General features: G+C 37.6%; 22 protein-coding genes. 3 read left to right on the top strand and 19 right to left on the bottom strand.

Annotation, left to right across the window (positions count from 1 at the left end):
* Positions 1-221 precede the first annotated feature (221 nt).
* Complete coding sequence (locus AKA01nite_RS06500) at positions 222-1,121, top strand: cation diffusion facilitator family transporter (protein ID WP_146924515.1); 900 nt, start codon at positions 222-224, stop codon at positions 1,119-1,121.
* 59 nt (positions 1,122-1,180) lie between these two features.
* Here the strand turns inward: AKA01nite_RS06500 and AKA01nite_RS06495 are convergent, their stop codons facing one another.
* The 3 genes from AKA01nite_RS06495 to uvsE form a co-directional block, all read right to left on the bottom strand.
* The gene (locus AKA01nite_RS06495) at positions 1,181-2,089 is read right to left on the bottom strand and encodes a glycerophosphodiester phosphodiesterase family protein (protein ID WP_186805124.1); all 909 of its coding nucleotides are present in this window, start codon (positions 2,087-2,089) and stop codon (positions 1,181-1,183) included.
* A 168-nt stretch (positions 2,090-2,257) separates the two neighbouring features.
* The gene (locus AKA01nite_RS06490; protein WP_146924513.1) at positions 2,258-2,983 is read right to left on the bottom strand and encodes a TspO/MBR family protein; all 726 of its coding nucleotides are present in this window, start codon (positions 2,981-2,983) and stop codon (positions 2,258-2,260) included.
* Positions 2,984-3,000: 17 nt separating this feature from the next.
* On the bottom strand, positions 3,001-4,260 hold the full coding sequence (gene uvsE, locus AKA01nite_RS06485; RefSeq protein ID WP_146924512.1) for a UV DNA damage repair endonuclease UvsE: 1,260 nt from the start codon (positions 4,258-4,260) through the stop codon (positions 3,001-3,003).
* Between the two features lie 136 nt (positions 4,261-4,396).
* Between uvsE and AKA01nite_RS09475 the strand changes: the two genes are divergently transcribed.
* A complete protein-coding gene (locus AKA01nite_RS09475) occupies positions 4,397-4,561 on the top strand; it encodes a lmo0937 family membrane protein (RefSeq protein ID WP_371860865.1) in 165 nt (54 codons plus the stop codon).
* Positions 4,562-4,667: 106 nt separating this feature from the next.
* Complete coding sequence (locus AKA01nite_RS06475) at positions 4,668-5,675, top strand: EAL domain-containing protein (protein WP_146924510.1); 1,008 nt, start codon at positions 4,668-4,670, stop codon at positions 5,673-5,675.
* 81 nt (positions 5,676-5,756) lie between these two features.
* On the opposite strand, the gene AKA01nite_RS06470 is transcribed toward AKA01nite_RS06475, so the two are convergent.
* From AKA01nite_RS06470 to AKA01nite_RS06395, 16 genes are all read right to left on the bottom strand, one after another.
* The gene (locus tag AKA01nite_RS06470; protein WP_222592492.1) at positions 5,757-6,074 is read right to left on the bottom strand and encodes a DUF1294 domain-containing protein; all 318 of its coding nucleotides are present in this window, start codon (positions 6,072-6,074) and stop codon (positions 5,757-5,759) included.
* A 15-nt stretch (positions 6,075-6,089) separates the two neighbouring features.
* Positions 6,090-7,394, bottom strand: a complete 1,305-nt coding sequence (locus AKA01nite_RS06465) for a CapA family protein (protein WP_146924509.1) — start codon at positions 7,392-7,394, stop codon at positions 6,090-6,092.
* A complete protein-coding gene (locus AKA01nite_RS06460; protein WP_146924508.1) occupies positions 7,381-8,244 on the bottom strand; it encodes a M15 family metallopeptidase in 864 nt (287 codons plus the stop codon). The genes AKA01nite_RS06465 and AKA01nite_RS06460 overlap by 14 nt, the downstream gene beginning before the upstream one ends.
* A gap of 736 nt (positions 8,245-8,980) precedes the next feature.
* The gene (locus tag AKA01nite_RS06455; RefSeq protein ID WP_186805123.1) at positions 8,981-9,724 is read right to left on the bottom strand and encodes an alpha/beta fold hydrolase; all 744 of its coding nucleotides are present in this window, start codon (positions 9,722-9,724) and stop codon (positions 8,981-8,983) included.
* A 398-nt stretch (positions 9,725-10,122) separates the two neighbouring features.
* Positions 10,123-10,749: a V-type ATP synthase subunit D gene (locus AKA01nite_RS06450; protein WP_146924506.1), complete on the bottom strand. Its 627-nt coding sequence runs from the start codon at positions 10,747-10,749 to the stop codon at positions 10,123-10,125.
* Between the two features lie 5 nt (positions 10,750-10,754).
* Positions 10,755-12,134 carry a V-type ATP synthase subunit B gene (locus AKA01nite_RS06445; RefSeq protein ID WP_146924505.1) on the bottom strand — a complete coding sequence of 460 codons (1,380 nt, stop codon included), beginning with the start codon at positions 12,132-12,134 and terminating at the stop codon, positions 10,755-10,757.
* Positions 12,135-12,145: 11 nt separating this feature from the next.
* Positions 12,146-13,912 carry a V-type ATP synthase subunit A gene (locus tag AKA01nite_RS06440; RefSeq protein ID WP_146924504.1) on the bottom strand — a complete coding sequence of 589 codons (1,767 nt, stop codon included), beginning with the start codon at positions 13,910-13,912 and terminating at the stop codon, positions 12,146-12,148.
* The gene (locus tag AKA01nite_RS06435) at positions 13,909-14,502 is read right to left on the bottom strand and encodes an OmpH family outer membrane protein (RefSeq protein WP_146924503.1); all 594 of its coding nucleotides are present in this window, start codon (positions 14,500-14,502) and stop codon (positions 13,909-13,911) included. The genes AKA01nite_RS06440 and AKA01nite_RS06435 overlap by 4 nt, the downstream gene beginning before the upstream one ends.
* Positions 14,503-14,518: 16 nt before the next feature.
* Positions 14,519-14,827, bottom strand: a complete 309-nt coding sequence (locus tag AKA01nite_RS06430) for a V-type ATP synthase subunit F (protein ID WP_146924502.1) — start codon at positions 14,825-14,827, stop codon at positions 14,519-14,521.
* Position 14,828: 1 nt separating this feature from the next.
* Positions 14,829-15,287: an ATP synthase subunit C gene (locus AKA01nite_RS06425; RefSeq protein ID WP_146924501.1), complete on the bottom strand. Its 459-nt coding sequence runs from the start codon at positions 15,285-15,287 to the stop codon at positions 14,829-14,831.
* A gap of 60 nt (positions 15,288-15,347) precedes the next feature.
* Positions 15,348-17,288 carry a V-type ATP synthase subunit I gene (locus AKA01nite_RS06420; RefSeq protein WP_146924500.1) on the bottom strand — a complete coding sequence of 647 codons (1,941 nt, stop codon included), beginning with the start codon at positions 17,286-17,288 and terminating at the stop codon, positions 15,348-15,350.
* Positions 17,289-17,321: 33 nt separating this feature from the next.
* The gene (locus AKA01nite_RS06415; protein ID WP_146924499.1) at positions 17,322-18,365 is read right to left on the bottom strand and encodes a V0D/AC39 family V-type ATPase subunit; all 1,044 of its coding nucleotides are present in this window, start codon (positions 18,363-18,365) and stop codon (positions 17,322-17,324) included.
* 1 nt (position 18,366) lies between these two features.
* Entirely contained in the window at positions 18,367-18,690 is a 324-nt protein-coding gene (locus tag AKA01nite_RS06410) for a hypothetical protein (RefSeq protein WP_146924498.1), read from the bottom strand.
* A 211-nt stretch (positions 18,691-18,901) separates the two neighbouring features.
* On the bottom strand, positions 18,902-19,405 hold the full coding sequence (locus tag AKA01nite_RS06405) for a YcxB family protein (RefSeq protein WP_146924497.1): 504 nt from the start codon (positions 19,403-19,405) through the stop codon (positions 18,902-18,904).
* Positions 19,406-19,501: 96 nt separating this feature from the next.
* Entirely contained in the window at positions 19,502-19,696 is a 195-nt protein-coding gene (locus AKA01nite_RS06400; protein WP_146924496.1) for a YwbE family protein, read from the bottom strand.
* A gap of 52 nt (positions 19,697-19,748) precedes the next feature.
* Positions 19,749-21,089 (bottom strand): hemolysin family protein, encoded by a 1,341-nt coding sequence (locus AKA01nite_RS06395; RefSeq protein WP_146924495.1) that lies wholly within the window; start codon positions 21,087-21,089, stop codon positions 19,749-19,751.
* Positions 21,090-21,169: the final 80 nt, after the last annotated feature.

Genomic DNA, 21,169 nt, shown 5'->3' with positions numbered 1-21,169 from the left:
AAGTGTTATTTATTATAATTATTCTTTTATACATATTTATAGTATACTATCTTATAGCCACTCTGCAAAGAACGAGCGAGTATTTGTACGTGTCAGATCAGCATTTACAATCAGCCATCCTCTTTTAATGATAACACTTTTTCATTGCTTTTCATTTGCTTATTTTATAGAATCATATGTATTACTCTTTATCGACCAACATATAAAAAGGTAGGGATAATTTGAATAATCAAATACAGCGTGTAAAAATCGCTGAGCAAGGCGCAAAAATTTCAATCAGTGTTTATTTAATTTTAGCACTATCAAAATTTACTGCAGGTTTCTTTATGGATTCATCTTCACTATCAGCGGATGGCCTGAACAATTTAACCGATGTGCTTTCATCGGTGACTGTTCTTTTAGGTCTAAGAACAGCCAGAAAACCTGCAGATAAAAACCATCCATACGGACATTGGAAAGCAGAACCGATTGCGAGTCTGATCACTTCATTTATTATGTTATTTGTAGGTTTTCAGATATTTCAAAATAGTATTCTAAGACTATTACAAAATGAGCTTGTTGAGCCAAATAAATTTGCTTCAGTCGTTGCTCTATTCAGTTCTCTAGTTTTGTTCATACTTTACCGTTACAATTTAAACTTGGCAAAAAAAGTGAAAAGTGATGGATTGAAAGCTGTAGCACGCGATAACCTTGCAGACAGTCTGACAAGTTCAGCTACCGCGGTCACGATTATTGGTTCATCAATAGGTTGGGTGTGGCTGGATAACATTATGGCTGCAATAGTTGCTGTTATCATTGTAAAAACAGGGATCGATGTTTTTAGAGAAAGTACTTTTTCCTTGTCTGATGGTTTTAAAGATAAACATCTTCATTCGTACAAAACCAGAATACTTACTCTTGATAAGGTGGAAAAAGTATCATCGATCAAAGCCAGAATGTATGGTGCAAATACGTATGTCGATGTGACTATTCTCGTCGATGGGAAAATGACTGTGCAAGAAAGTCATGATATCACTGAAAGGATAGAAAAATTACTCTACGAAGAATTTGATGTCATGCATACTGATGTGCATGTAGAACCTGATAATTTGATGGGTCAATTTAATCGTGAACAAATGTAAAGAGGATGATCAAATAACTGATCATCCTCTTTACATCGTTTTATAACAGTTGGATTGTTTTAGCTTTCATACTTCGATATTACTTTTAATAATAAGCGCGGATTATCAGTTATAATCCCATTCGCTCCGAGGTCTATCAATTTTTTCATTGTCTTTTCATTATTGATTGTCCAATAATATACATGCATATTACGCTTATTTGCTCCTCGTATCAACTTCCAGTCTGCCAGGTCATAATCCTCTTGTTCTGTCGGCAATTGGAAGGCTGTTGCTTTAGGTTTGTAAATGCCGTTTAAAAAAGCTTTGTGCATCATGACAAAACGCCGTGTTTCCTCTTCTCCAGCTCCTACTGGCACGTCTTTGTTCGATATTTCCTCAAATCGCTGGTTGATCGTGTCATCGAAGCTTGCAATCAGCACATTATCCTTCATTTGAAATTCATCTATAAGATTCCACATTTTTTTGATCAGTTTTTCGTGCAGTTCTGGATCATTCGTATCTTTTAATTCAATCAAATGTTTTTCATTTTTAAACTCTCTGAAAACTTCTTTGACGGTCGGAATCTTTACATCAGACCCTCTGAAAGAATAATTACCTTTTTTATCTTGGAAATGATAGCCTGCATCGAGTGCCTTCACTTCTTCCAAAGTCATGTCATTGATACGGCCGGATCCGTTTGTCGTACGGTCCACCGTTTCATCATGGATAACCACCAAGTGTCCATCAGCAGTCAGATGCACATCGTATTCCAGTACATCAACACCGAGCTGTGAGGCATTTTTAAAAGCGGCCATCGTATTTTCTGGAGCTAGTGCTCTTCCACCCCTATGTGCAATAACTAAAGGGCGTTCTTTTTCTTCAAAATATGCATATTTACTGTTTGTGGGTAGCGGAAGCAAAAATAATATCAGCCATCCTGACAAGATCACAAGTACGCTTATTCCGAGATATTTCAAAAATTTTTTCATATTATCACTCTCCATTGATGTGTCTATTCAACAAAAAATCTTTCAGGGCAAGATCGATTATCCGTTATTTATTTTATTATTATATCATTTTTTATGTATGCAAAAACCTCCACTTTGAGTGAGTCACAGGTTAAAGGACCTATGCTCTCAGTGAAGGTTTGTTTTCGGTTAATTTTTGATACGTTTGTAACCTGTATACATGGATACCCCTGCATGGACAAGGATACTCACACCACAGATGACCGTCAGCCAGAAAAGATCATAGTCATTTCTTATAATAATACCGACATATGCCCAGGCAAAGACAAGAGGATACAGCCAGTCAGTGTGCAGGAGAGAGACAAAGACGGCTATGCCCGTAGCAATGATCAGCAAGGCCAGCGTCCACTGATATTCATTGAATCCCAGGACTTCTTCTATGCCGTTTTTCTTGACCCATGTAACAATATTTACGATCGTTGCTACTGTTCCCCATCCAAAGTAAATCGAGAAAGGCAAACGGTCGAACCAGAAGACAGACGGGTGCGATAACTTTTTATAAATAACAAACAAAGTAACAAGCAAGGCTACAATAACGACAGTCGACAGAAAGTAGAGTCTTTCTGTAAAAGTAAATATCCAGGCGCCGTTCAAGACGAAATTAACAACTGGCCAATAATGCAGGCGTTCAAGCAACTGTTCAGTATCATTTTTTATGAAAAATAGGCGAATGATCCAAATAAACAACAGTAAATAAATAACTCCCCATATAGAAAATACATATCCCGCCGGTTGGATGATCGCCGGGTTTTCATCGGCGATGCTCCCGACATTTGTTGCTGTCAGATAGTTTACTGCCAGCATAAGTAAAAAAACGATACTATAAATGATGCCTAATCTTTTTTTACTAGTCATAGTGATCCTCCTAAGGTTTAATATTCAAAATACAGAGAACGATTGAGATAATCTATCTGATACTTGACCGCCAGTTTGGATAAAAAACGCTTGGCATTGGACAGCTTATCAGGCTGGTCTTTCAGCGCCGATTTATACGACTGATAACGCTGACTTTCTTTAGACGTCGCCCGGTCGTTTAAATAGCCCCATACATGGTCCAGACTATTTATCGCTTTATTGATTTCGATATCCTGCTCAAGCGCTGCTTCTATGAATTCATAAAATTCAATCACCGGATACGAAGTTTTGTCTTTCAGAAGCTCTCTTATTTCTTCATAAATAACGGGAGACCGTTCCAGGACTGTGTATTTATATCTCGCCCACTCTTCTTCCAGATCCTTTATCTTTGGATTTTCTGATAACGCTAATTGGATTTTTTTCGCAGACAAATTTTTGTCCTTTACTTCAAGCATAATATCTACATTACACGATTTGATGTTGTCGTAATATCTCATAAATTCATCAATTCGGATATACTCTGAATGCGAACCTTCGCGCCCATTGATCTGCTGCTGTGAATAATGGACTTTAGGTCGACCATCCTTTTTGTCCCACGTTTGTTTGGCTTTATTTATCCAATAAGCATCTGACCGAATATCACCATCATTATTTAAATGATAATGAAGATTGTCATAAACTACAGGAGCACCGATCCGACTGCTTAAAGCTAGAACGTCTTTGATCGTGTAAGAAACATCATCGTTCTCTATGATCAATCGTTTCTTGATCGACTCATCCAGCTGCTTATAAACGTCTATAAAGCGATCCATGGCTTTAAGCTTGTTGTTATAGACGCCACCGACATGTAAAATGATCTTACTCTCCTGACCAACTCCCAGTGAATCTAAAAACAATGTGTGATATTTTAAATCGTCGATAGCACGCTCAACAACCTCTTGCCGGGGCGAATTCAATACAGTATATTGCCCGGGATGCATGGAAACCCGTATATTGTACTGTCTGATTTTTTCTCCTATGTTAGTAAAGTAAGATTCAAAGAGCGCCGGCCAGTCCAAGTCATTCACCTTGAAATCCGAACCGAAAGGAATGATGTCCGAACTTATTCTGAACAGCTTAATTTTTTGCTGATGATTGAATTCTATCATTGCTTCCAGTGTTTTTAAGTTGTGTTCGATCAATGACATCAGCTTTTCTTTTGTGGCATTTTTCTTTCGACATGTTTTATATTTTAACTCAGGACCACCTTTTGTAATACATGCATACCCTATATCCATCATTTCGCCTCTCTCTCATTTTATTCTTACTTTTAGTTTAACATTCTATGGCGGTTCAGACGACTTTTAAGAACTGATAAGTGAGGCATATTATTCATATATATTAAAAACTTTTGATATAATTAACTTAATAAAAATGAGGAGGTTTTTCATAATGTTATGGACACTGATTGGATTACTTATTCTTTTTTGGATTCTGGGGCTAATATTCGAAATTGGTGGAGCCGTAGTCCATGTGCTCTTGGTGATTGCTCTGTTAGTATTCATTTGGAATATGATAACAGGCAGGAATAAACCTTAGAAGCTGAATACTTACTTTTAAAAAGACACCAAGATAACTGACTTGGCGTCTTTTTTGTACCTTTTTCCTTTTTTTAATGTTAAAATAATTTAAAAGGAGATGAAAGATGAACTGTCCAAATTGTTCTGTAGTTGAAACAGATAAATTGTTGTTTAAAGTCCCACAGGAATTAAAGCATATTATAATAACGGAATTTACTAATCAAGACAAAACTTACAAATGGGAAGAGTGTATTTTACATATCACTGAATCAGAAAGCAATAGTCTAGTTGATTTTTTAAGAGCGATGAATCTTAGTAACGAAGTCACTTTCAAGCATCCCTACCAGGGTTGGATGCCGTTAGATAATTACGATGATTATCGCAGTACATCCTGGATAGATGAACTGATCAGGAACGAAAATGTGACGATGTATTTTCAGCCGATCATCACTCACGCTGGAAAAATTTACGGCTATGAAATGCTGGCTCGTTTTTACGAGAACGACAACACAGTCATTTTTCCAGACAAGGTATTTCCAGCAGCTAAAGTACGAGGAAAATTATTTGCCCTGGATCGGTTGTGCCGGATGCAGGGGGTCAAACAGAGCACCCGCTTATACGATTCTCAGAAAATCTTTATCAATTTTATTCCGACCGCGATTTATTCACCTGAATACTGTCTGAGAAAAACAACTGCTCTGGCTAAAAGTCTGGATATCGACAGTAACCGTTTCGTTTTTGAAGTAGTGGAAACAGAGGAAGTGGATGACGTCGATCATCTGAAAGCAATACTGGAATACTATAAAAAGAATGGTTTCAGCTATGCCCTGGACGATGTGGGATCCGGTTTTAATACCCTGGCCTTCCTTGATGCTGTAAAACCGCCTTATGTAAAGCTCGACATGACTGTTTCGCAAGGTGTCGCTCGTTCTTTTGAAAAACAGCAGCTGGCACAACGCTTTCTGAAAGAAGCGAAAAGTCACGGCGCCACATGCCTGGCTGAAGGAATAGAGGATATTGAAGACTTTTACTGGCTGAAAGAACTCGGCTATGATTTATTTCAAGGTTATTTATTTGGAAAACCTCAGTCCAACCCACTGGAAGATGAATTTATTGACTTAAGTAAATTTTAAAAAAAGTTAATTAAATCTAAAATAAATAAATGATAAAAAAAGATTCAGTCTGTATATTCTCAGGCTGAACCTTTTTGTGTTTTATAATATAACTATCCCATAGACAGTGAAGCTTGTTAGAAGCATTGCCAGTGGAAGACTTAACCGAAATAATAAGTGTCTGGTTTTATGCTTAAAGATCACCATACCGAGCCACGCACCGATCCCTCCAAACAGAAACGCACTAGTGAGTAACTGTTTCTCTGAAATACGATAGCTTCCTCTAACAGCTCGTCGTTTGTCAAGATTAAATAAAAGAAAGGCATATAGATTCATTCCTATAATAACTGCTAGAATACTTAATTTAACTTCATTATATAGTAAAATAAACCTCACCTGCATTTTCAATATTCTTTTCACTAGTTTTCACATAACTCATTCTTTTATTTCAGAAGAAGACATATTGATCCTTTCCGTTGTTTCTTCTAAAGAATTCTTCAATCGTTCTTTGATATCGCCAGGGATTACTTCATCATCCAGTGCCTCTTCGACAGGCAGTATCTTGTACGTATAAGGTGCCCCACCAGTATCACTATAACGGTAGACCCAAGTCGGGATGAACTCGACGTTTTCGATCGTTATTTCCCCAGTTTGTTCATTCTTCTGAACATCTACATTTACAATAACTCCGTCTTCTGTTGGTTCCATACCCTCTCCAAGTGTTTCTCTTCGCTGGTTTGACACAAAATTCCCCATCGAATAGGTAACGAATGCTTTATTTCCTTCTACTTCAATAAACTCAGCTTCGTGAATCACATGAGGATGGCTACCAAAAATGATATCTACACCCTGGCCAGCCAGTAGTTCAGCATTATCTTTTTGCACTGTATTTGGCTCTCGTGTATATTCATTTCCCCAATGCATGTAGGCGACAATAAGATCCGGCTCTTGTTTTTTAATGTTTTCTATATCTGTGATCATCTGTTCTTTATCAATCTTATTAACTAATGAGCCGACTTCTTCTGTGGAGTACTGCGAATCCAATCCGTTTAAATGTTCTGTGTAGCCAATGATTGCAACTTTTATCCCTTTTACATCTTTAATCAAGAAACGTTCATTTGCTGCCTCTGCAGATTTATACGTTCCTACAGCATCCAATCCTTTTTCTTCAATCACTTCGGCAGTTCTTCTCAAACCTTCTGCCCGTGTATCCAGACTGTGATTATTGGCTGTTACGATCGTATCAAAGCCAGCATATACCAGTGCATCGGCCAGTGCATCCGGCGCATTAAAGAGCGGATAGCCGCTGTATTCTCTTGAATCACCAGCCAGAGTTGTTTCAAGGTTGGCAAGTGCTAAATCTGCTTTTTCAATATGAGGTTTAACTTTTTCAAAAACAGAGTTGAAATTATACACACCTTCCGGGTTATTTCGTGCTGCTACGATTTGGTTCGTATGCGCCATCACATCGCCGACAGCAGAAATTTGAATGTCGATGAAAGAGTCCTCAACACCTTCTTGCTTCTCAGTATTTTCTTCATCTTCTTTGATGGTATCATTTTCATTTGTCTGTTCTTTACCGGCATTTTCTGTTGTTTCTGGCTTATCAGTTGATGCTTTATCATTGCCAAGCGGATCTGCAAAAATAAATACGACAGAACCAACCAGTAAGAGGACTAAAAGACTGAATGCGATAATAAGCCCGATTCTTTTATTGTTTTTGTGTTTATTGGATTTCAATGTTCAAACCCCTCTCCACTAAGTACTTTTCATAAGTCAAGCCGCTTTCATAAACCTCTGATGCGAGTTCTTTGCCTAAATAACGCAGATGCCAGGGTTCATAAATGTAACCAGTGATATCAGATTTCCCTTCAGGGTACCTTATGATAAATCCATACTCATGGGCATTCTCTTTAACCCATTGACCTTCTTCTGTCTCACCGAAATCAGATGTGATTTGTAAATTTACGCTCTCACTTGTTACATCCATTACCAGACCAGTCTGGTGTTCGCTCTCTCCTGGTCTCGCACTGTATTTATTTGCTGCTTCTTCACCGTGTTTAGACGCATAGTTTTTGAAAAGTTGTACTTGAGTGTCGTAAGAGCGATAGCCAGAACGTGCATATAGTATGATTCCTTCTTTTTCTGCTGCTTCAAACATATCTTTCAGAGCGTCGGCTGCCGTTCCTCTCATCTGTTTTATTTCGGGATTAGGCAGAACTGTCGGAACATCGACAGTTACCAGATTTTCTGGGATAAAGGCTTCAGGTAAACTATATTTTTTGTTTGCCAATACAGCTGTACTGGAAGGATTTTTTATTTCTTCTTTAAGTTTCTCTATTTCCTCTTTATTTGCTTCATCGGATTCTTCTTCTGCCCGACTGCTTCCTTCAGCATCCTCATCTTGATCATCATTTTTTTCGTTCTGGCTCTCATCAGCAGCAGAGTTCTCATCTTGAATTAAATCCTCGGATTGCTCAGACTCTGTTGCTGGCTCAGTATCATCTCTTACCTGCGATTCAGCACACGCACCGAATAACAATACACTTGCTATTATTCCTGTTTTCATTATCACTTTTTTCATAGACATTCATTACTCTCCTTAATTATCTGCTTAAAAAAGATTGATCCAACTATATCTTAACATATTTTGGAAATAGACTGTTCAATATGTTCTTTTTTTATTACTTTAACACTTGGTTCGTCAGCCGTCCATCTCTATTTAATGTATGCTAAATGCTTTTAGAGATTAATTGATGCAGCAAACATACGGAAAAAAGTATTTCAAGAATTTTTCTTCACTAAAACACTTAACTATTTCGCTTTCACATATGAGTCTGCTCTTTCTGTGATCAAGAATTGATTAACTAACTATCATTCTCGTGAATCTGTACTTTTATGAGCATCATGGTCTTACTCAACAGCTTCTGAGCTTTCCAGTACGCAGTTTAACGAGCAGTATGCTGAACTGAAGCCATTTCTGTTTCTCGAGTTCGCATTATATCGTATGATAACCCCGACTCATCTGACTTCCACCTCGTGAGTTCGCGTTATATCGCGTGATAACCCGGACTCACCTGACTCCCACCTCGTGAGTTCGCATTATATCGTAGGATAACCCATACTCGCCTGACTCCTACCTCGTGAGTTCGCGTTATATCGAAGGATATCGTGAACTGAAGCTATTTCTGTCTCGTGAGTTCGTATTATATCGTAGGATATAGCAAACTCGACAGAGGCTCTCTTCATGAGTTCCCTCTATATCACGAAATATGGCCAACCCAGAAAGCTTCCATCTCATGAGTCAGCACTTTTTAAAGTAAACTTCACGGATTTTGGTTGAGTATAAAGTCACTGATCAACTGTACGATCTGGCCTTGCTGTTCTTCCCTAGTCAAGTCACTTTTCTTATCACCTTCCTGGAAACCATAGCTTCCAAAGTTTGAGTGGTTGCCTCCAGCAATTTCTACATAAGTTGTTTCTTCAGGTAATAACTCTTTTGTCTCGACAAACTGCTCAGTATCCATGATCCCATCCTTTGAGCCTGTGATCGATAGCACATTTAAAGATGATTCTGACAAATCAGTCTCATCGCTCGGATAGGCAGCCAGCAGAATCAACCCCTTAACTTCCTCATCCTGATCATCTGCATAAATAGCTGCACTGGCTCCGCCTAATGAATGGCCTGCCAGCCACCAGTTCTTGTCAGATGGATTAGCCTCTTTTATTTCATCAATGATATCTGTATTCAGTATGGCTAAATTCAGCGGCATGTCCGGTATAAAAACTTGATAACCTTCGCTACTTAAATCTTTGGCTAAAGGTAAATAGGCAGCTGTTTCTACCAACCCCCCTGGGTAAAGGACGATTTGATCAGACACGTTCTCAGGTGTAATGCTGATCCAGTCTTCCTCATGACTGACCGCTTCATCTTCAAGCAGGACAGTCGCTTCTGGCATTGCTTGATAAGTATTGAACCTCAGGTATAAAATGGCAGAAACAATAAGCAAGATTAAAAAGATCCCGATTCCTAAAAGCCATTTTTTCCATGCTGATTTTTTATTTTTCAACTTCATATACACTCCCTTTTTTTAATGAAGTTAGTACCTGATCAACTCTATTATTATGGTCAGTCGTTCCAGAAGGACTAAACGGTATCACATATCGTAAAACGACTTGGCTATCTTTATAAAACCAGCTCTTTCTATATCTCAGACTGGTTGGTGTTATTTTCCATTGTTGCTTTCTAATTAATGGTTGCTTCGCATTAAAATAATAGTTACTGCGACATAGTCATTTTACACTAAAAAAGTATCTGCTTCCCTCTCACAGATACCTCTTCAGTTATTTGATTTTTTAATTCCTCCAATATATCTTTTAATACACTTTTAATCTTATTTTGTTCATTAGTATAAGATTCTTGTATAAGTTTGCTTTAATTAACCCAGTGATTTACTGTCAGATACTATTAAAACTTTTTATCTTTGATATTTTCTTTCACTACTTTCAATCGAGTAAACTCTTCTCTTTCTTTTTCTTCCAAGGCATTCTCGATTTCTTTTTTAGCAGCTTTCAATCGTGGTATTGAAATATTCTCTAATGCATTTGCCCGTTTCTGTGTTTTTTTGATATTATTGGCCAATCTATAAGCTGAATTTTCGATTTCCGATAGTTTTATAGTGAGTTCTTTTACCTTCTCAAAGGCTAAACGCGCTTCATCTAAAGAAGTGCTTGTACTATAAAAAGCATAGGCCGGTTTTGTTTTATTTTTATCGAACTCCACTTTAGGTATTTCAGTTCCCATTATACTGCGTACTTTTACATTAATGGACTCTTCTATTGGTACTGTAGCAGAGATTTCCTGAACATAGTGAATGCCTGATTCTATATTTGCTTTTTCTAATGCTGCATAAGCCTCACGAAAGGTCTCATCAATTTTTTTCTGTATGTCGTTCGCTTTGTCAACAAGAGACATTATTTCGTTTACCAATATGACTCTTTTACGATCCATTAAACTATAGCCTTGTTTAGATAATTCAAGGGATTTCGTTATCTGCATTAAATTTCCTTTTGTAGGGGTAGTATCGTCAGCCATCTAACTCACCTATCCTCATCAAAGTACTTATCCAGAAGTTTAGTATCAATACGGTTCAACTCTTCGCGAGGGAGAATATGAAGCATATCCCAGGCAAGATCTAATGTTTCAATTATTGTTCGATTTTCATCGATTTCCTGTCCAATAAAGGTATTCTCCATTTTTTCACCAAATGATAAATACCTTTTGTCTGTATCTGAAAGTTCATCTTCACCAATAACAGAAGCTAGAGAGCGTGCATCATTTACTTTTGAATAGGAAGCAAATAATTGATCCGCTACGGCTTGATGGTCTTCTCGCGTATATTTTTCACCAATTCCGCCTTTCATCAATCGAGAAAGAGAAGGCAGGATATTGATTGGAGGATAAACAGATTTTCCTGCCAGCGTTCTATCAAGAACGATTTGCCCTTCAGTAATATAACCGGTCAAATCTGGAATAGGATGAGTGATGTCATCATTAGGCATGGTCAAAATCGGTATTTGAGTCACTGATCCAGGCTTGCCGTCAACGATTCCGGCACGTTCGTACATAGACGCCAAATCACTGTACAAGTAGCCTGGATACCCTTTTCGTGAAGGGATTTCTTGTTTGGACGAAGACACTTCACGTAAGGCTTCACAATAAGAGGTCATGTCAGTTAATATAACTAAAATATGTTTCCCTAAATCATAAGCCAGGAATTCAGCGGCGGTCAACGCTACTTTAGGAGTGATCAGACGTTCTACCACTGGATCATCTGCTAAATTCAGAAACATAGTAACGTGATCGATGACGCCACTTTCTTCAAAAGTACGACGGAAGAAATCAGCGACGTCATGTTTGACACCCATAGCTGCAAAAACGATCCCGAAATCCTCATTATTTTCCTTACCCAGATTTGCCTGACGGACGATCTGCGCAGCCAATTTGTCATGCGGTAAACCATTTCCTGAAAATATAGGGAGTTTCTGTCCACGTATCAGGGTAGTCAATGCATCGATTGCTGAAAGTCCGGTTTGAATAAAGTTTCTCGGAAATTCCCGTCTAACCGGGTTTAGTGGATCCCCATTGATATCTCTTTTACTGATATAGTTTAATTCCCCTAATCCATCTATGGGTCGGCCAATACCGTCAAAGGTTCGACCGAGCATTTCTGGAGCGAGAGGTAATTCCATTGAATGACCCGTTAATTTCGTGTGTGTGTTTTCAAGGGACATATTTGTCGTATCTTCGAAAACTTGTATAATGGCTTTATCTTCGTAAACCTCTATTATCCTGCCGAGCTTTTGTTCTGTTCTTTGAACGGAGAACTCTACGATTTCATCATAGGCAGCATCCTGCACACCTTCAAGTACAACAAGAGGGCCGTTAATTGAGTCGAGTCCTAAGTATTCAATTGACATATAATCCCTCCTTAGGCATTTTTGTCCATGATTTTAGTGTAAAATTTATCGATATCTTTTTTGTATTGATCAAACATTTCCAGTTTATCATTAGGAACATCGTATTTTATCGCAATGATTTTAGTGAAAATATCCTCACGTTTGAGTAATGACATCGGCATGCCATGTGAAATCAGGGATTTACAGCGTTTACGCAAGTACAAAATGATTTCCATCATTTTTTCCTGTTTCAAAAGTGGAACCGACGTATCTTCAGGGTGAAAGGCATTTTGCTGCAGGAAACCGAGTCGAATGACTCGACCGATTTCGATCGTCAATTTCTGATCATCCGGCAACACATCACTACCAATCAATTTTACAACATCCATCAACGAACTCTCCTGATGAAGTATTTCGACTATTTGACGTCTGTTATCCACGAAATCCGGTGAAACGTTGTCTCTATACCAGGCAGCTAAATCCCCGACATATTCACTGTAACTATCTAACCAGTTTACCGCAGGATAATGACGTTCGTGTGCTAAAGCTTTATCCAGTCCCCAAAAACATCGTACGAAACGCTTCGTATTTTGTGTAACAGGTTCTGAGAAGTCTCCGCCTTGAGGAGATACAGCACCAATAATAGATACGGAACCTTCAGTATCATTGAAGTTCTGCATCAATCCCGCTCGTTCGTAAAAGGTTGCAATCCGACTTGCCAGATAAGCTGGGAAGCCTTCCTCAGCAGGCATTTCTTCCAGTCGACCCGACAATTCTCGTAAGGCTTCTGCCCAGCGGGAAGTTGAATCAGCCATTATTGCTACGTCGTAACCCATATCCCGATAGTATTCTGCAAGGGTGGTTCCCGTATAAATCGACGCTTCGCGGGCAGCAACCGGCATATTAGACGTATTAGCTATCAGTGAAGTGCGTTCCATTAACGAGTTGCCTGATTTTGGATCGATCAACTCAGAAAAGTCTTCCAGAACCTCAGTCATTTCATTACCTCGTTCGCCGCAGCCAATATAAATAATGATATCTGCATCAGAATATTTAGCGATCTGGTGTTGCATCATTGTTTTTCCTGTACCAAATCCACCTGGAATAGCTGCGGTTCCGCCTTTTGCAATAGGGAAAAGCGAATCCACGACGCGCTGCCCCGTGACGAGGGGGATCGAGCTTTCAAAACGGCTTCTGGTTGGTCGTGGGTTTCTGATCGGCCATTCCTGTGCCAGTTTTATTTCAACAATTGATTCATCAAGCTGCTTAACTTTTACAATAGGTTCAGTGATGTTGTATTCGCCATCTTCGACAACTTCCACCACACGACCTTCAATATTTGGTGGAATCATAGATTTATGCAGGATCGTTTTTGTTTCAGGTACTTCAGCAATGATCGTTCCTCCGATCACTTCCTGACCCACCTCAACCATAACATGAACGGGCCATTTTTTTTCAGTGTCTAAGAGCTTGACATCAGCGCCTCTGTGTATGTATTCACCAGAGATTTCGGCTATTTTCTTTAAAGGCCTTTCGATGCCATCAAAAATATTATTAAGAATACCTGGCCCCAACATCACACTGACTGGACTACCTGTAGAATACACCGGTTCTCCCGGTTTCATTCCGGATGTCTCTTCATAAACTTGAATCGTTGTACGGTCATTATCTAAAGAAATTACTTCTCCAATTAGTTTTTCTTTTCCTACAAATACTTTCTCTGACATTTGAAAAAGTGTTCTACCTTTGACATATACAATAGGGCCATTGATTCCATAGATCGTTCCTAACTGTTTCACTTATCATTCTCCTCCTCTGCTTTGATAAAAGAGAAGTTCGACTCTACTTCTTCAAATCTTTTTAGAAAAGAATTATCGATCAATAACTTTCTTGAGTGGATAACTCCTCTGCTCCCGCCAATAAATGGACGTTCAGAGACAGTAACCGGATGATTTATTTGTTCTTCCAATAGGTCTTTTTTATTCTCATCGATCGGATCAATATATAAAGTTATCTCTTCTCCTTTAGCAAAGTCTAAAGCATGTTGCATTTGTTTTCTTAACAGCCCTATATAGTCTTCGGTCAACATGTATTCCTCGATCTGTTTCCTTGCTTGAGTAAATACTTCCTCTTTTAATTGCTGCTGTTTTTTATGCACGTCTCTTTGCTGTTTCAATTGAAGCTGAGCTAAATGCTTGTTATTTTCTTTTCTCAGATTATCTGCTTCAGCTTCCAATTCTATTTTAGCTTTATTTCGTTTTTCTTTTTTATGTTCTTCAAATGTTTCCTTTAATGAGTTTTCAAAAGATGTCAGCTCTTCTGTTACTTTTTTATCAGTAGTTTCCAGAGTCATTTCACGAAAAATATCGACTTTTTCTTCTATATCCATCTAATCACCTCACTCATTATATTTTCACTCCGATTGCTTCGTTAATATAAGACGTAATAAAGTCTGATCGTCTGCCGGTACCATGCCGGTCTGGTATTTCCACCAATAATGTCTCCTGATTGTTAAGTCTTATATCAGATACGATTTCAGGAAAATCCTCTGCTAATTTTTCTGTCAGTAAAATGATCGCATTTTCTTTGTCCTCTACCGCTTTTTCCAAGGCATTTTTTACCTCTTCTTTTTCGTGAACCACAATACCTTCTACGCCGGCCAGTCTCATTCCAGTAGTGGTATTGATGTTATCACTGATACAAAACATTTTCATATTACAACTGACCTAAAATCATGAATGAAATAATCAATCCGTAAAGGGCTACCCCTTCAGCTAAGCCAACGAAGATAAGAGAACGACCGAAGATCGAATTATCTTCACTGATAGCGCCTAGAGCAGCAGAGGCTGTACTGGCCACAGCGACACCGCCACCGATACATGATAAACCTGTAACCAAGGCAGCAGCAATATATCCTAATCCTGTTGCTAATCCACTGCTTGCCGCTTCAGCAGCTGCAGGTGTTTCAGTTAATTCAGAACCAAACACTAAAAAATCCGGATTATAAGCCAGAATCGTAGCGATGATTATACCGCTGAAAACTGAAAACACATTCACTGCAAGTGATTTTTTAAAACGGCTCCGCGATTTCTTTCCAGAAAAGTAGTAGGCATAAGGTAAAACAAATCCTAATACGAAAGTTGTGATCAATGTAATTTTAATGATAGTGCTCATGTGTTAATTCCTCGCTTTCAAATTTTTATACGTTTTGTTATAATTTTCATCCTTATAAAATTATTGAAGTATGCTGATAAATGGTTTGCCGTCACCTTTATAAAAGTGACTGAATATTTCGTAAAATTCTAATCGCAATACTTGGATGCCGACTACGAGTCCCTCTAGGCCAGCAACGAAAAGATTCCCAAGTATGATGACGATCCAGTTTATATTGCCGCCTTCAGCAGCTCCAGCAAGCATAAGTACGACTTGCATCATTGCAGCGTGACTGACTGCAAAAGCTCCGACGCGGACGAAGGATATCGTATTGGAAAAATAACTCAATAGCACTTCAAAAAGTTCAAAGAAAGCTTGAACGATAAACATACCTGCACTGCTTTCAGTTTCTGATTGATGGTGCTCCAATTTATCGATAATAGGTTCTTCAAAAGCTATTAGTAGTAATGGCAGGCCAAACATCACGATCATGATGATTACTGCCGGGAGCGGATTACCGCTCATGAAAATGAGTATAACTGTAACAAGTGAGAGGTAAAAGACTAAACCGGCTACTCCATTACGATCAAATAAGGCCAAACCGCTCTTATTATTTTTCCATTTGATGACAATACTTAGTATCAATGTCGTTATTATCATAAACATTCCGAATGCAATCGCTGCTACAAATACAGTATTGATCGTCCCGATAAAAGGTAATTCTGTCATGGCGGACATGGGTTCAAGCCAGAGTGGTTCTATAATATCTTCAAAACCAAAAAAGCTTCCATATAAAAACCCGAAAATAGTGGAGAATACACCAGCCAACGCTACTATACCGCCTAAGTCAATACCTTTTAACTTATATAGTAAAAATCCAGCAACAGCCAGCACACTTCCCTGGCCTATATCACCAAACATTGCTCCGAACAGAAGCGAATATGTGATCGCTACTAAAAATGTGGGATCAAATTCTCTGTAGTTTGGCATTCCATACATTTTAACAAACAACTCATAGGGTCTGAAAATGCTGAAATTATGGATTTTTGTTGGTGGTGTTAGTTCCTTTGTGTCTTCTTCATCCTCTACAATAACTATGACGTTAGGATCGTCTTCTGTTTCACTCTCAAACTGATCAGCTGCTTCTTCTGAGAGCCATCCTCTTAGAAGATAACGTGTCTCCTTTTGAACAAATTCATCATGTGTCAAAGCAGCATACTTGCGAATGTTAAAATTATGATTTAAATTCTTTAGTCTAAGTTTTGCTTTCAGTAGAGCGTTTTTGTATGGAGAAAGCAGCTTTTTAATAATACGTTCATTATCAGCAATATGTTTTTCAAGTACTTTTAATTCTTTTTTCAGCTGTTTTGCAATGTCTTTCGGTTTACCCTCAAATTCATCAGGTATGAATATCCGTTCCCAATTCATTGACGTGAACATCGCATCGACTCGAGCTAGACTCTTTTGCGGGGTGAAATAAACACCATAAGTATACTCTTCATCTTGCACACCTTCGGCAAATATGGATGGAGTGATGTCATAAACATATTTCTTAAACTTATAGTAATTAGAGTTAGTAAACCGCCCAAATCGAAAACGTATATTTTCCATGTGAATGATTTTTTCAATAGGATAATCCAGGTTGATAAAAGGTTCTATCAAATCTAGTGATTCTTGTTTGTTATTTTTCAGTTTTGTATATTGCTGTATCTTTTCATGGTAAGGTCCTGTATCATTTTCCAACTGTTTTATTAGGTGACGAACCGTTTCAAATGGAGTTTTACTTTTTTGTTCCGGCAACTCACTTTCTTTTTCATTTAAATATTCCAGCAGCATATCGATACGTTCGAGGTAGTCATTATAAGGACTGGAGCTAGTATATGGCCGCAAAGTTTTTGCTCCATAAAGTTCTGTCAAAGCATTCTCCAAATGAATTTCATATTTAGAAAGATAGCGATCTACCATACGATCGATGTCATCTTTCGGTCCTGAAATCGTCAAGAATTTCATTTTGGTTATCAAAACTCTTATCCTCCTTCGTCATTGATTTTGTTATTATTCTTTCATGCCTATAATTTTCTGAATCTCAAGAGGTCCTCTATCATAATGGATGGCCTCCAATATCGTTGTTAAAAGATCAACTTCGTCTTCCTTCTCATGCAGATAGTTGTAAATAGAAGCAATCGAATAAGGATCTTTTTTTGCATTACTTTGGATGATCTTATCTAAAAGTTCTTTGTATAAACTCTCCAGTTCCAAACCATTATCCAAATTTTCAACATATTTAGCATATTTTGTTTCTCTGAGTACACGCCAGAACGCTTCTAAATCTTCAGCCGAAAGTAATTGCTGGATTTTATTATTGCTCAATCGGTAGTTGACAGGTACCAGCAACGTACTGATTTGCTCAGGTGGTAGGTCGTAATAACGTTTGTATCTATAAATAAAGATAATATTCAGTAAATCGAATTTAGTACCATAGATTTGTTCAAATATTTTTTGTTCATCTTTTTTTAGTATTTTATTCTTTTCATGCCAAATAGTTGTGAACGCAAAGGTATCCAAGACGGTTTCATAATCGAACAAGGATGGGTTTTTCAACGAATCCAACTGCCTTATGGGTTGATGATACATGCTGCCTCTCAATGCTTCCCTAAAGTCTGTCAAAGTCGTCACATTTTCAAGAGCTTTTAAGTTTAAATGAGAATGTCGATCAAGGTAGTCTAAATATTCAGTACTTACTTCTTCATAAATTTCGGAAATATCAAAAGCTTTTCTTAAAAACTTTTTCAGAACATTCACTTCATAAGTGATGCCGTAAATTTTCAAGAAATCGCGTTGTTTGAAGTTTGCAAAGTGATATAATTTGTTAAAATCTTCATAAATTGAAGAGTTTAAAAGTCCTTCTAAATAACTGCGATAAACTTTATTCGCATCTACATCTTTTAGAATATCACTGTATCCTGGTCTTTGCTTTAAGTATGAAACAAAAGCTCTGATCGAGTCGAGATGAGAAATCTCTATATAATCTTTCTTTTTCAGTAATTTCCCATGCATACCTCGTATTTTTGTTGTTATAGCTGTGTATTCATTCAGCAAGTCAGTCACCACGCTCTTTTAGAATATGTCCCACGATTTCTTTTACAATATCTTCTTTTTTCTGACGATAATCTTTTTCAAGATGTTCGATTTCCGCTTCATAAAGTCTGTTTTGTTCTTTTCTATTTTCAGCATTTTTTTGATTCAGGTTTTCCTGGATTTCTTTAAGCTGTTGCTGCGTTTCCTGATCGATTTCTCTATCAAACGCTTTTTCTTTTTCTTGATACTTTTTTCTTAAGTTATCTTTTTTTTTATCAATACTGCTTTGCATATCTTTTGCTGCTTGTTCGATTTTAAAAAGCTGATCGATGACAGAATTCACCATTGTATCCTCCCTCTCATCTGTGTATTTTAAGACTACAAAAATAATACTCCTGTTTAAATAAATAATCAAATCCATAGAGACTATTTGTTTTTTAAATAAACCCATTTGAGTAGTGTTTTATTTGATCTCTGATCCTATATTTTAGTATACGCCTCATATCTACAAATAGTGAAATAATAAGCCATAAAGTTACCTTCAGAGTCTTGAACCGTCAATTTAAAGATGAAATGATTATTTTTTCTTCCCATGTTAAATATCTGGTAGGAATGATTATGACGAAATGACGGCTATAATAAATGATGATCATATCGCTGTACTGCTCAATTGAATTGATATCTTCTAAATTTACTATTGTTTGATAGCTTTTTGCTGTCACAGTTAGTGTGTTTTCACCGATCGTCAAACTTTTTTCACCGAGCATGCCATTGTCAGCCTCTTTTGTTTGACGTTTTCCTCTTTGTTTTTTTATGACATTCCTATACTGCTGCGGAAAATAAAGTATCCATAATCCTAAAACACCTAAAGAGGCTATAAGCCAGTATATTATCGGCTGTTTAAAAAGCAGCGTCCCCATAAAAAACATTAAACTGGCAAACATCAGTGGAATCAAAATACGTAAAGTCCAGTATTTCTTTTTTTGGGAGGATGAATCTTCTATATAATGCAAATTAAAATTCATGTAATCCTCTTCTGTTACTTCATAATGTATGGTCATATATTTCTCCTGATTTAATTTATTTTTGACAGTAGACACTAATTATATACTAAAAAAAGCATCTGTTTCCTGACAACAGATACTTTTTCATAATGTTTAATTAATAACTTTTTTGACCCGCCCAACAATACCGCTTTCTAATCTTACTTTTATACCATGAGGGTGAGACTTTGAATTTGTTAAAATGTCTTTGACTACTCCTTCAGTCAGTTTACCTGAACGCTGGTCCTGCTTTTGTACAACTGTTACTTTTTTACCTGGTTCAATATCTGATCGCTTGGTTCCATCCATATTTCACTGTCCTCCATTTCATTTTTCCTTTAAAAAAGATGCCGGCAAAGACTCACTTCTTTTCCTTAGTCTCTTTCTCCCTTGCTTCGTTATTTATAGTAATAAGAACCGTTTCAACAGGTTTATCATTAAGCCCTTCAACAAGGAAGGTCAAGTTTTTGTATTCCACCTTTTCAGGCTGGTTTTCAGTTGGTACGTGTCCCAGTTCATTAATCAAAAAACCTCTTACCGTATCAAAATCATCTGTAGGGAAGCTGACATCTAAAATGTGCTCCAGATCACGTAAACGATAAGTCCCGATAACTTTGTACTGATTATCAGATATTTGAGTGATTTCATCATCAGATACATCAGGCTCTATACTTTCACTGGTAATTTCTCCAACAATTTCTTCAATGACATCTTCGATTGTAATCATTCCCTGGGTCCCGCCAAATTCATCTAGTACAATGACCAGATGTGTTTTTTCCTGACGCATTTTAGCAAACAACTTATCTATTGTCTGAGAGTCCTGTACGAAATGCGGTGCTCTCATCGCATCCTTCATTAAGAATGGTTCACTGTCAGCTTTTTTCATGTACTGAAAGAGATCTTTGACATGTAAGACACCTACGATATTATCGATGTTATTTTCGTAAACAGGAAAGCGCGTGAACTGGTATTTGTTTACATAATCGAGCACAGTGGCCAAGTCCATCTCAGTGGACAATGCAATCATATCCGTACGATGCGTTAAAATATTAGAAGCCATCGTATCATTGAACTCAAAGATATTTTCGATCATGATCCTCTCAACAGGATGAATCGTTCCCCGCTCTCTTCCCAGATCGACAAGCATTCTGATGTCTTCTTCTGTTGCATCCTCGTTTTCCGCATTTGGATCAGCTTTGAACAACTTAAATATCACTCGGATGGAAAAACTTAAAAATTTTACGATCGGCGCACTGACTTTTGCCAGTAAAGAAACAGGTCCAACAGCAACATTCGCAATCATTTCAGCCTTTTGCATGGCAAGCTGTTTAGGAACAAGTTCGCCGAATACTAAAGTGAAGTAGGATAACACGATTGTAATAACAACGACAGATATAGAGTTCAATGCACCCAAAGAAATCGGCACACCTAAATCAAATAGAAAGTTTGCCATAGGTCCGGCAAAAAAATCAGCAGCAAAAGCACTCGACAGAAAACCGGCAAGAGTGATCCCAATTTGGATCGTACTCAAAAATAGACTGGGTTTAGAAATAAGTTTATATAATTTTTGAGCCTTTTTGTCTCCGTTATCTGCTCTGCGTTTCACTTTGTTATCGTTCAAGTTGACAAAAGCAAGTTCAGAAGCGGCAAAAAAGCCATTTAAAAGAATCAAAACAATAAGAGTTATAATTGCTATTATCAACGTCATTCCTCCGTATGTAAAGCATTTCAGTTTAAAATAAGTCTATCATACCAAGTTCATTTGTCAATAAATTCATCCCG

Source organism: Alkalibacterium kapii, from assembly GCF_007988865.1.
In the GTDB taxonomy this organism is placed as follows: Bacteria; Bacillota; Bacilli; order Lactobacillales; family Carnobacteriaceae_A; genus Alkalibacterium; species Alkalibacterium kapii.
The sequence above is the reverse complement of the archived record's forward strand: the minus strand, read 5'-3'. Positions and strand labels throughout refer to the sequence as shown.

Bases quoted from the DNA above. Each gene is read 5' to 3' on its own strand.
- AKA01nite_RS06495 (WP_186805124.1), bottom strand. From the start codon at position 2,089: ATGAAAAAATTTTTGAAATATCTCGGAATAAGCGTACTTGTGATCTTG.
- AKA01nite_RS06490 (WP_146924513.1), bottom strand. From the start codon at position 2,983: ATGACTAGTAAAAAAAGATTAGGCATCATTTATAGTATCGTTTTTTTA.
- uvsE (WP_146924512.1), bottom strand. From the start codon at position 4,260: ATGGATATAGGGTATGCATGTATTACAAAAGGTGGTCCTGAGTTAAAA.
- AKA01nite_RS09475 (WP_371860865.1), top strand. From the start codon at position 4,397: ATGAGGAGGTTTTTCATAATGTTATGGACACTGATTGGATTACTTATT.
- AKA01nite_RS06475 (WP_146924510.1), top strand. From the start codon at position 4,668: ATGAACTGTCCAAATTGTTCTGTAGTTGAAACAGATAAATTGTTGTTT.
- AKA01nite_RS06460 (WP_146924508.1), bottom strand. From the start codon at position 8,244: ATGTCTATGAAAAAAGTGATAATGAAAACAGGAATAATAGCAAGTGTA.
- AKA01nite_RS06450 (WP_146924506.1), bottom strand. From the start codon at position 10,749: ATGGCTGACGATACTACCCCTACAAAAGGAAATTTAATGCAGATAACG.
- AKA01nite_RS06445 (WP_146924505.1), bottom strand. From the start codon at position 12,134: ATGTCAATTGAATACTTAGGACTCGACTCAATTAACGGCCCTCTTGTT.
- AKA01nite_RS06435 (WP_146924503.1), bottom strand. From the start codon at position 14,502: ATGGATATAGAAGAAAAAGTCGATATTTTTCGTGAAATGACTCTGGAA.
- AKA01nite_RS06430 (WP_146924502.1), bottom strand. From the start codon at position 14,827: ATGAAAATGTTTTGTATCAGTGATAACATCAATACCACTACTGGAATG.
- AKA01nite_RS06425 (WP_146924501.1), bottom strand. From the start codon at position 15,287: ATGAGCACTATCATTAAAATTACATTGATCACAACTTTCGTATTAGGA.
- AKA01nite_RS06410 (WP_146924498.1), bottom strand. From the start codon at position 18,690: ATGGTGAATTCTGTCATCGATCAGCTTTTTAAAATCGAACAAGCAGCA.
- AKA01nite_RS06405 (WP_146924497.1), bottom strand. From the start codon at position 19,405: ATGACCATACATTATGAAGTAACAGAAGAGGATTACATGAATTTTAAT.
- AKA01nite_RS06400 (WP_146924496.1), bottom strand. From the start codon at position 19,696: ATGGATGGAACCAAGCGATCAGATATTGAACCAGGTAAAAAAGTAACA.